9 protein-coding genes are annotated in these 7,517 nt (G+C 71.8%); 2 read left to right on the forward strand and 7 right to left on the reverse strand.

What is annotated here, in order from left to right; translation table 11 throughout:
* Positions 1–112 precede the first annotated feature (112 nt).
* The 3 genes from AC2W7A_RS07050 to AC2W7A_RS07060 all read right to left on the reverse strand — a co-directional run bounded on the left by AC2W7A_RS07050 (position 113) and on the right by AC2W7A_RS07060 (position 2,680).
* Positions 113–940: an exodeoxyribonuclease III gene (locus AC2W7A_RS07050; RefSeq protein ID WP_485990731.1), complete on the reverse strand. Its 828-nt coding sequence runs from the start codon at positions 938–940 to the stop codon at positions 113–115.
* Between the two features lie 304 nt (positions 941–1,244).
* Positions 1,245–2,189, reverse strand: a complete 945-nt coding sequence (gene nadE, locus AC2W7A_RS07055; protein ID WP_485990732.1) for an ammonia-dependent NAD(+) synthetase — start codon at positions 2,187–2,189, stop codon at positions 1,245–1,247.
* 47 nt (positions 2,190–2,236) lie between these two features.
* Positions 2,237–2,680, reverse strand: coding sequence for a MarR family winged helix-turn-helix transcriptional regulator (locus AC2W7A_RS07060; protein WP_485990733.1), 444 nt, complete (start codon positions 2,678–2,680; stop codon positions 2,237–2,239).
* Between the two features lie 74 nt (positions 2,681–2,754).
* Here AC2W7A_RS07060 and pyrE point away from each other — a divergent pair, with 74 nt between their 5' ends.
* Positions 2,755–3,336 carry an orotate phosphoribosyltransferase gene (gene pyrE, locus AC2W7A_RS07065; protein WP_485990734.1) on the forward strand — a complete coding sequence of 194 codons (582 nt, stop codon included), beginning with the start codon at positions 2,755–2,757 and terminating at the stop codon, positions 3,334–3,336.
* 108 nt (positions 3,337–3,444) lie between these two features.
* Here pyrE and AC2W7A_RS07070 read toward each other — a convergent pair whose 3' ends face one another.
* On the reverse strand, positions 3,445–4,491 hold the full coding sequence (locus tag AC2W7A_RS07070; protein WP_485990735.1) for a magnesium and cobalt transport protein CorA: 1,047 nt from the start codon (positions 4,489–4,491) through the stop codon (positions 3,445–3,447).
* 387 nt (positions 4,492–4,878) lie between these two features.
* Here AC2W7A_RS07070 and AC2W7A_RS07075 point away from each other — a divergent pair, with 387 nt between their 5' ends.
* A complete protein-coding gene (locus tag AC2W7A_RS07075) occupies positions 4,879–5,601 on the forward strand; it encodes a TrmH family RNA methyltransferase (RefSeq protein WP_485990740.1) in 723 nt (240 codons plus the stop codon).
* 35 nt (positions 5,602–5,636) lie between these two features.
* On the opposite strand, the gene AC2W7A_RS07080 is transcribed toward AC2W7A_RS07075, so the two are convergent.
* From AC2W7A_RS07080 to AC2W7A_RS07090, 3 genes are all read right to left on the reverse strand, one after another.
* On the reverse strand, positions 5,637–6,719 hold the full coding sequence (locus tag AC2W7A_RS07080) for a hypothetical protein (protein WP_485990736.1): 1,083 nt from the start codon (positions 6,717–6,719) through the stop codon (positions 5,637–5,639).
* A gap of 85 nt (positions 6,720–6,804) precedes the next feature.
* Positions 6,805–7,251 carry an SMP-30/gluconolactonase/LRE family protein gene (locus tag AC2W7A_RS07085; RefSeq protein WP_485990737.1) on the reverse strand — a complete coding sequence of 149 codons (447 nt, stop codon included), beginning with the start codon at positions 7,249–7,251 and terminating at the stop codon, positions 6,805–6,807.
* A partial coding sequence (locus tag AC2W7A_RS07090; RefSeq protein ID WP_485990739.1) for an SMP-30/gluconolactonase/LRE family protein occupies positions 7,245–7,517 on the reverse strand: 273 nt, incomplete at its 5' end. The genes AC2W7A_RS07090 and AC2W7A_RS07085, both read right to left, overlap by 7 nt.

Consider the following 7,517-nt stretch of genomic DNA (forward strand, 5'->3'; position numbering starts at 1 on the left):
CGATCGCGGCCGGCGGCGTCCGCGAGGGACGGGCGCAGCGCGGCGGGGAACGCGTCGGCCGGCTCGAAGACGCGCAGGTGCGCGATCGCGTCCATGGGGTGCGGGTGCCCGGTCAGCGGTACTCGACGACCACGGGGGCGTGGTCCGAGGCGCCCTTGCCCTTGCGCTCCTCACGGTCGATCCAGGCGTCCGTGACCGTCCGCGCGAGGGCGGGGGAGCAGAGCTGGAAGTCGATGCGCATGCCCTTCTTCTTGGGGAAGGCCAGGCCCGTGTAGTCCCAGTACGTGTACACGCCGGGGCCGGGGTGGCGCGGGCGCACCACGTCCACCAGCCCGGCGTCCTCGAACGCGTGGAACGCCGCGCGCTCGGGCGGGGAGACGTGCGTGTAGCCCTCTCGCTGGAACAGCTCGATGTCCCACACGTCCTCGTCCTGCGGAGCGATGTTCCAGTCGCCGGTCAGGGCGAGCCGGGTGTCCGGGTCCTCGGCGAGGCGAGCGGCCGCGTGCTCCTGGAGCACGCGCAGCCACTCGAGCTTGTAGCCCATGTGTTCGTTCTCCAGGCCGCGCCCGTTGGGCACGTACAGGCTCCACAGGCGCACCGGGGCGACGCCGTCGGCCGCCTCGGCGCCCACGGTCGCCCCGATGGCGCGGGACTCCTCCTGCGGGTCCACGCCGCCCTTGCCGAAGTGCGGCTGGCCGGGGAAGCCGCGCTGCACGTCGCTCAGGCCGACGCGGGAGGCGATGGCCACGCCGTTCCACTGCGAGGTGCCGTTGTGCACCACCTCGTAGCCGGCGCGCTCGAACAGCTCCCACGGGAAGTTCTCGTCCCGGCACTTGGTCTCCTGGATGGCCAGGACGTCGATGTCATGCCGGTCCAGGAACGCCTCGACGCGGTCGGCACGGGCACGGAGGGAGTTCACATTCCAGGTCGCGATCTTCACCCGATCAACCCTAACGGGGTGCGTGGGGGAGGGGTGAAGGGGAACGGGGTGGTCCGCTTCGCGTGGGCGGGGGAAGGGGAGCGGGGTGGAGGGGTGCAGGCGTGCGGGGCGGCGGCGCTAGCTCCGTGGACGTCCTTGCTGGCATCAGAGTTGCCGGAACTCCTGCGGATCCGGCGTTCATTCCGGCAACTCTGATTCCCGAAACGGTCCAGCTCTCCTGCGCGGACGTTCGAGATGCCTGGACCTCCGTGACGGGCCGCTCTGGCCGTGGTGAGCCGTGACCCCGTCATCCGTCAGCCCTGTGTCACCGCCACCAGTCCTCGAGGATCGTCACGGGGGTGGTGCGCTTGTGGCGGGTACGCAGCCAGGTCGCCTCGATCTTCTCCGCGACCTCCGCGGGAACCTCGCGGCCCTCCAGGTAGTCGTCGATGTGCTCGTAGGACAGGCCGAGCTCGTCCTCGTCCGTGCGTCCCGGATTGTCGTCGAGCAGGTCGGCGGTGGGCACCTTGGACCAGAGCGACTCGGGCGCGCCGAGCTCCTTCGCCACGGCCCGGACCTGGCGCTTGTTCAGGCCGAACAGGGGGAGCACGTCCGCGCCGCCGTCGCCGAACTTGGTGAAGAACCCGGTGACGGACTCCGCGCCGTGGTCCGTGCCGATCACCAGCTGCCCGTGCTGCCCAGCCAGGGCGTACTGGGCGACCATGCGGACACGGGCCTTCACGTTGCCCTTGTTGTAGTCGGTGATCGGCTCGCCCGTGGCCTCCGCGAACGCCTCCGCCAGTCCGTCCACACCGCCGGCGATGTTCAGGGTGCGGTCGATGTCCGCGTCGATGAAGTCCATGGCCTGCTGCGCCTCGGCCTCGTCCGCCTGCACCCGGTACGGCAGGCGCACGGCGGTGAACTGAGGGTTCTGCTTCGAGGGCTTCGGCAGGGTCTCGGCGGTCGGCTTCGAGGCCTGGCCGCCACGCGGGGTCTCGCCTCCGCCCTGGCCGCCGCGCAGCACCGGGCCTCCCATGGCCACGGCGTCGGTCACGCCGAGCTCGGCGCGCGTCCCCTCCACGGCCAGCTGGGCCAGGCGGCCCGCGGTGGTGGAGTCCACGCCGCCGGAGATGCCGAGCACGAAGCCGGCCGCTCCGGTGGACTGCAGGTAGTCCGCCAGGAAGCGCACCCGGCGGTGGACCTCCTCGGCCGGGTCGATCTCGGGCTTCACGCCCATCTCCTCGATGATCCTCTGCTGCAGCTCACGCATGCGGTCAGCCTACGCGCGGCATGTTTCCGGTGGGAGTCGCGCCCCGCTCAGGCCTCCGGGTGGCCGAGGTTCCGGGCGATGGTGCGCAGGGAGGCCAGGGTGGTCTCGTAGTCGGCCTGGGAGAGGTCCCCGATGGCCTCGGCGCGGAGCCGGTCGACGGCCTCGGCCACGCGTTCGCCGGCCTCGCGGCCGGTGGCGGTCAGGGTGAACAGGTCGCCTTCGACCGCCACCCAGGTGGCCTCCACGAGCTCCTGCAGGTCGGCCAGCGCGGTCTCGGCCAGCTCCGGGGCGAAGCCGGCGGTGACCTCCTGCGGGCTCAGCGGGGACTCGGTGAGGGCGTTGAGCATCTGCCACTGCGCGCGGGTCAGCCCGTGCTCCTCGAGGGAGGCGGCCACCCGGGCGGAGAGCAGACCCTCGGTCTGGGTGATCCAGTGGGCCAGGGGCAGGCCGGCGTGGCCGGACGTGTCGGTGGTGCGTGAGGTCTGGTCCATGGCCGTCAGGCTAGTCCGGACGCGGCCAGGACGGCAGGGGTGCCGGACCGTCACGCGCCGCTAGCATGTGGGGCATGAGCGAGAACACCGCAGCCACCACGCCCGAGCAGGACCGCGCCCGCCTGAAGGAGCTCATCACGGAGCTCGCGGTGGTGCACGGCAAGGTCACGCTGTCCTCCGGCAAGGAGGCGGACTACTACGTGGACCTGCGCCGGGTGACCCTGCACCATGAGGCGGCGCCGCTGATCGGCCGCGTGATGCTGCGGATGCTCGAGGACGCCGGCGTGGAGTACGAGGCCGCGGGCGGGCTGACCATGGGCGCGGACCCGGTGGCCACCGCGATGATGCACGCCGCCGGTGCGCAGGGCCGCACCCTGGACGCCTTCGTGGTGCGCAAGGCCCAGAAGTCCTACGGCATGGGTCGCCAGGTGGAGGGCCCGGGCGTGGACGGCCGGAAGGTCGTGGTGCTGGAGGACACCTCCACCACCGGCGGCTCCGCGCTGACCGCCGTGGAGGGCGTGCGGAAGGCCGGCGGCGACGTGCAGGCCGTGGCCGTGATCGTGGACCGCGCCACCGGCGCCGCCGAGCGCGTGGCCGAGGAGTCCGGTGTCCCCTACCTGTACGCCTTCGGCAAGGACGAGCTCGGCCTGGACTGAGCCCGGGCCGGACTCGCATCACGTCGAAGTGAGGGCGGAGTTTCCCGGAATTCTCGCGGAATTCCGGGGAACTCCGCCCTCACAGCGCATCAAGGGAGCGCCTCCCGCTCACAGCCACTTCGCGCGCTTGAACAGCAGGAACAGGGTCAGCGCCACCGCCAGCATCAGCCCCAGGGCGAACGGGTAGCCGAACACCCAGTGCAGCTCAGGCATGCGGTCGAAGTTCATGCCGTAGATGGACCCCACCAGCTGCGGGGCGAAGATGATCGCCGCCCAGGACGAGATCCGCTTGACCTGCTCGTTCTGCTCGATCGACTGCTCCGCCAGCCGCTTGGACGCCAGCGTGGAGTCCAGCTCCAGGGCGCTGTTGAGCATCGCACGCATGGCGGCCACGCGCTCGTTGATCTGCACGGCGTGGTCGTGGACGTCGCGAAGGCGGCGCAGGTTCTCCACCTCGATCGCCGCGCCGTGGGACTCCTCCCCGTCCTGGCCGGACTCGTCCGCGTGCAGCCGGGCCCGGGTGTCCTCCTGCAGCTCGTCCACCATGGTGGGCAGCGCCCGGATGGCGTGCTGGAAGTTCAGCACCTCGCGGGAGAGCTCGTAGATGCGCCGGGAGACGTGGGAGTCCCCGGCGAAGATCTGGTCCTCGATCTCGGCGATGTCCTGCTCGAGGCCGTCGGCCACGGGGAAGTAGTCGTCCACCACCTTGTCCAGGATCTCGAACGTCACCTGCCAGGGGCCCAGGGCGAGCCGGTCCGGGCTGTCCTGCTCCAGGGAGCGGCGCACGGCGGCCAGGTCCGGCTCCTCGGCGTGGCGGACGGTGACCACGTAGTCGTCCCCGGAGAACACACCGATCTCCCCGAACTCCACGGTCTCGGTCCGGTCGATGTACCGGGCCGGGTGCAGGACCATGAACCAGTCCTGGCCGTAGCGCTCGAGCTTGGCGCGCTGGCCGCCGGCGAGGGCGTCCTCCACGGCGAGCTCGTGCAGGTGCAGCTCGTCGGCGACCTCCTGCAGCTCGTGCTCGTCCGGCCGGTACATGCCCACCCAGGCCATGCCCCCGCGCTCCTGACAGGCCTCCCAGGTGTCGGCGAGGGAGGTGGGGGCCAGGATGCGGCGGCCGTCCTTGTAGACGGCGTTGTCGATGATCGTCACGGCACCATTGTGCGTCCTGCGGCGTACCGTGGGGGCATGATCAAGAAGAACCCCTGGACCCAGAACGCCGAGCCCGTCCGTGACGGCAAGACCCTCCTGCCCGCCGACGCCGTGAACACCGCCCCCGTGGTGGCCCTCGGCCTGCTCGGCGGCTACGTCACCGCACGTGAGACCGGCATCCGTCCGCTGGGCGGCGTGCTGCTGGGTGCCGCAGGCCTGCTGGCTGGCCGCACCTGGCTGGCCAAGGGCGGCCCTGCCGTCACCGCCGGCCTGACCACCCTGTATCTGGGCGGCTTCGGCGCCTCCCACCCGCTGGCGAAGAAGATCGGCGCCTGGCCGTCCGTGCTCGCCGTGACCGCCGCGGCCGCCGGCGCCTCGAAGCTCCTCGTGGACGAAAAGGCCGGGCCGCACCGCGTGACCCACGGGCGTCCCGACGACGGCGCCTCACCCTCCGAGGGTGAGGCGCCTCGGCGTGTGGCCGGGCTGGGCGAGGAACGAGTGGTCGGCGTCGGCCCCTGGGAGGGCCCCTGGCCGGACGACCCGCGCTACGACCCGGACCTGCTGCGTGACGGGGACCGCCGCAACGTCGTCGACGAGTACCGGTACTGGAGCCTCGAGGCGATCGTCGCGGACCTCGATGCGCGGCGGCACCCGTTCCACGTGGCCATCGAGAACTGGCAGCACGACCTGAACATCGGCACCGTCGTGCGCACCGCCAACGCGTTCAACGCCGCCGGGGTGCACATCATCGGCCGCCGCCGCTGGAACCGGCGCGGCGCCATGGTCACCGACCGCTACCTGCACGTGCGCCACCACGAGACGGTGGAGGCGTTCACGGCGTGGGCGGCGGGGGAGGGGCTGCCCGTGCTCGGTGTGGACCTGTTCCCCGAGTCGGTGCCGGTGGAGACCTTCGACTTCCCGCGTGCCTGCGTGCTCGTCTTCGGGCAGGAGGGGCCGGGACTCTCGGCGGAGGTGCGCGCGGCGTCGAGCGCGGTGCTGTCCATCGCGCAGTACGGCTCCACCCGCTCGATCAACGCGGGCGTGGCCGCCGGCATCGCGATGCATGCGTGGATCCGGCAGCACGCGGACGCGGCGCCGCCGTCGCCCTAGGAGGACGACGACGGCGCCGCGTCGCGGCGGGCGGCTCAGCGCTCGAAGGTGAGCGGCACCTCGAGCGAGTCGAGGGTCTCGGGGTCCTTGATGCGGGCCTTGACGATCACGTCGACCTTCGCAGTGGCCTTCGCGGCGTCGGCCGGGATCTCGAACCAGACGCGGTCCTTGAACCGGTACTGGAGGTCGGAGGGGTCCTCCAGCCACCGCTGGGTCGTGCCGTCCGGCAGCTCCAGCACAATCATGGACTCGTCGTTGTCGGTGGACTCGAGCTTGTTCGTGCTCACGTCCAGGCCGAGGAACACGTTGCCGGGCTTCGCCCAGCCCTGCTCGGGGAGGGCGGGCAGGATCTCCGCGCCGTCGATCTGGCCGGTCAGGTGCTCCGTCTGGTTGGTATAACCCGTGAAGGACACGTCCCAGCCGTGGCCCTTCTCCACGGTCACGGAGGCCGGGCGCTCGTAGATGTGCTCCACGTCGGAGGCGGTGCGGGAGCCGTCCACGAGGGAGGGCTCCTGCGCGTCCTCGGCCTGGACGACCTCGAGGGTCACGTCCTCGGGCTTCGCGTCCTCCGGGGCAGAGACGACCACGGTGGCCTGGTCGCCGGCGGTCAGCGGCGGCACGTCGACCTCCACGGGGTCACCGTTCACGCGGAAGGTCGTGGTGGTCTCGGGGGCTTCGCCCTTGAACGCGTGGCGGGCGTCGGAAGCACGCACGACGGCCACGTAGAGGGCGTCACCGTCCGCGGCGGAGACCTCGTCCGCGTAGTCGATGACCATGGGGGCGAGCTGCTCGGCGAGCTTGCCGGGCACGGCGTCCACGCGAGCCGTCTGGGTCACGGCGAAGCGGGTGCCGAGCACCTCGACGACGTTGGCCGGGGACTCCTCGACCTCCTTGAGGCCCAGGTCCGTCGGCACTGAGTTCAGGGTGTCGGCGACGTCGGGCTGGAAGGTGTCCTCGGCGTCGGCCGCGGCCTCGGTGGTCTCCGACGACGACGGCGTGGCGGCCTCGGGCGAGACAGATGAGGCGGTGGCGGCGTCGTCCTCCGTCGCGTCGGGCGTGCCGCCGCACGCGGTGAGGGTCAGGGCGGAGGTGAAGCGTGAGAGAAAGCTCCCTGTCAAGCGCCCGTTTCGGCAACGAAGGCGCCGCGAGACGCCGCCGTTTCGTCAACGAAAGCGGTGGGGGAGGGGCGGTAAAGAGCCCGGCTCAGCCCGCGAAGGGTCGGACCGGCAGGCCCGTCACCCCCGGGCGCACGGCGAACAGGGCCCCGGCCAGCGGGTCCTCACCCCGCTCCATGTTCTCCCAGGAGGTGGTGATGTAGAGGGTGCCGAGGTCGTCGCCCCCGAAGGTGCACGCCGTGGTCTTCTGCACGGGCACCTCGACCACCTCGTCGAGCGTCCCCTCGGGCGTGTACCGGTGGATCTGCCCGTGGCTGATCACGGCCACCCAGATCCCGCCCTCGGCGTCCACGGTGAGCCCGTCCGGCTTGCCCTCGCCGTCAAGCACGTCCACGAGCACGCGGCGGTTCGTCAGGCCCTCCTCTCGGGAGTAGTCGAACACGGCCACCTGCCGCGTGGGGGTGTCGTTGTAGTAGGCCTGCGTGCCGTCCGGGCTCCACTCGAGGCCGTTGGACGTCGTCGCGCCGGTCAGCACGACGTCCACCTCGCCGCGCCGCCGTCGGGCCCGGGGGCGAGCCGGTAGAGGTTCGCGGCGCCGGGGGTCTTGGCGTACGCCATGGTGCCGCAGTGGAACCGGCCGTCCGGGTCGCAGCCGCCCTCGTTCATCCGGATCCCGGCGTCCGCGCCCCACAGCTCGGGCAGCGTCGTCAGCTCGCCCTCGGACGAGATCAGGGCGAAGCCCCGCTCCACCGCGACGACGGCGCCGCCCCCGGCGCCGCGGGCGCAGCGCGGCGCGACCGT

It is taken from the genome of Micrococcus sp. LASM2_SD2 (assembly GCF_057364565.1).